Origin of the sequence: Sphaerisporangium melleum (genome assembly GCF_014646695.1) — a bacterium.
Lineage (GTDB): Bacteria > Actinomycetota > Actinomycetes > Streptosporangiales > Streptosporangiaceae > Sphaerisporangium > Sphaerisporangium melleum.
Window position 1 is genome coordinate 1 of record NZ_BMNT01000149.1, and the last position, 724, is coordinate 724.

1 protein-coding gene is annotated in these 724 nt (G+C 65.2%); it reads right to left on the reverse strand.

Annotation, left to right across the window (positions count from 1 at the left end):
- Positions 1 to 7 precede the first annotated feature (7 nt).
- Positions 8 to 724: hypothetical protein (locus tag IEY93_RS37575; protein WP_229691835.1), on the reverse strand; the 717-nt coding region annotated here is incomplete at its 5' end.

Sequence of the window (724 nt, forward strand, 5' to 3'; positions counted from 1 at the left end):
CCAGGGGTTATCGGACGATGCCTTGGGTGTCGGTGCCGTCGCCGTTCCAGTCGCCGATGACGGGGAGGTCGGCGGTGTTGCCGTAGGGGACGGGCCTGGTGGTTTCGGTGGCGCTGGTGACGGGGGTGGTGCGGAGGTAGAAGGTGTAGCCCATGCGGACGCCGATGTTGGTCTTGCCGTCGCCGTCCCAGTCGCCGGCGAAGGGGGTGGAGTAGTCGTTGCCGTATTTGAACTGGTGGTCGACGTTGCCGCCGGCGGGGTTGTTGGAGAGGTAGAAGATGCCGGTGGCGGGGTCGTAGGCGCTGGGGGTGTCGGTGCCGTTGCCGTCCCAGTCGCCGACGACGGGGATCCAGTTGGTGTTGCCGTAGCCGTAGCTGGTGGTGGTTTCGGTGGTGCTGGTGATGGGGGTGGTGCGCAGGTAGAAGCTGTAGCCCATGCGGACGCCGATGTTGTCCTTTCCGTCGCCGTCCCAGTCGCCGACGATGGGGATGGAGTTCCGGTTGCCGTATTTGATGTTGTACTGGGATTGGCCGTTGGCGGGGGCGTTGGACAGGTGGAAGGTGGCGGTGGTGGGGTCGTAGGCGCTGGGGGTGTCGATGCCGTCGCCGTCCCAGTCGCCGGTGATGGGGATCATGGGGCTGTTGCCGTACTTGATGACGGGCCGGGTGTTGGTGTTGGAGTCGAAACTGTCGGACAGGGTGAAGTCCAGCACCCCGTAGTCGAT